General features: G+C 61.2%; 1 protein-coding gene. It reads left to right on the forward strand.

The annotated features are described in order from the left end of the window. Positions 1 to 3: 3 nt before the first annotated feature. The coding region (locus MSKU9_RS18035; RefSeq protein WP_227002346.1) for an RNase A-like domain-containing protein at positions 4 to 695 on the forward strand (692 nt) is incomplete at its 3' end.

The following is a 695-nucleotide window of genomic DNA, read 5'->3' on the forward strand; positions in this document are numbered from 1 at the left end:
GAAATGGCCGGTGCCGCGGGCCTGCTGGCTGCCCCTGAGCCGCTGCTGAGCAAGGTTGGCGGCATTGCGCTTGCGGCCCATGGTGCCGACATGATGGCCGCCGGACAGCAGGCGTGGAAAAATGGCACCGAACCGCACACCCTGACCGAACGCGCGGTCCACGCCGTGGCCCTGAAGGCCCATGCGCCCCCTGCTGTTGCCGATCTGGCCGGTCAGGCTGCCGATGCCGTGATTCCTGCTGGCATACTGCATGCGGCAGCGCATTTCGCGGCAACACGGGCCATTCGCGTTGCCACGGCGAATGCAAACCGGCTTGCCTTCAGGCAGGACGACATCACCACGGAGCACTTCCACCGGCCTGTCGTGCAACGCACCGGTCAGCCGGCACGGACACCTGCCAACCAAAATCTTCTCTCACCGCATCGACAGAACCGGCTTGACCTCAACCTTCATGAGGCGCCACCGCATAACCGCAAGGCGGGTGGGCATGTGCTGCTGAAGCATGTTGACCCGACCGAAGCGTATATCGAGCGCCGGTTTATGAAAGAGAGGCATCCGGTCATTTCATTCTTCACCTCGAAGGAAGACGCTGAACGTGCTATTCACGCAGTGCTTCGGGACAATTCTTCCAAGGTTGACACGTGGCTCAGGGATGCCAGAGATGGAAGTTCAATTCACGTTGAAGGGCATCTTTC

The sequence above is a fragment of the Komagataeibacter diospyri genome, from assembly GCF_006538165.1.
GTDB lineage: Bacteria > Pseudomonadota > Alphaproteobacteria > Acetobacterales > Acetobacteraceae > Komagataeibacter > Komagataeibacter diospyri.